This is a genomic window from Vibrio sp. 1288, from assembly GCF_033344475.1.
On record NZ_JAWPOX010000629.1, the window covers coordinates 1 to 654 of the forward strand.

A 654-nucleotide genomic window follows, 5' to 3' on the forward strand; every position below is an offset into this window, starting at 1 on the left:
GTTCAACTCCTGCTGTGCAGTAATGGCGTCTTCGGCTTCTAGGTTCAAGCCGTGCAGATATGGCAACACGCCTAAAACAGGCTTACCCGTTTTTTCTTCTAGCCAATCCAGGCCTGATTGCAGCAAACGAATATCGCCACGAAAGCGATTAATGACAAACCCTTTTACTCTCGCCTGTTCAGATTCAGAAAGTAACGCCAATGTTCCGTATAAATGCGCAAACACACCGCCACGATCAATATCCGCAACAATGATCACTGGCACATCGGCTGCTTCCGCAAAACCCATGTTTGCGATATCGCCTTCTCTCAAGTTGATTTCCGCTGGGCTACCAGCACCTTCGATCATGATCGAATCAAACTCTTTAGTCAGCTTAGAAAACGAATCCAACACCGTGTTCATGGCCACTTTTTTGTAGTCGTGGAAACTGGCGGCATCCATATTCGACAAAGCCTTGCCTTGAAGAATGATCTGAGCACCTGTGTCGCTATTTGGCTTAATCAAAACCGGATTCATGTGCACAGTTGGCTCAATGTTGCACGCCTGAGCTTGAACCGCTTGAGCTCGTCCAATTTCACCGCCATCTTTGGTTACAGCACTATTGAGCGCCATATTTTGTGGCTTAAATGGGGCAACATTTATCCCTTTTCTGGC

1 protein-coding gene is annotated in these 654 nt (G+C 47.1%); it reads right to left on the minus strand.

Annotated elements, in window-relative coordinates:
- A partial coding sequence (locus tag R8O11_RS28445; protein ID WP_318195022.1) for a cobyric acid synthase occupies positions 1-654 on the minus strand: 654 nt, incomplete at both ends.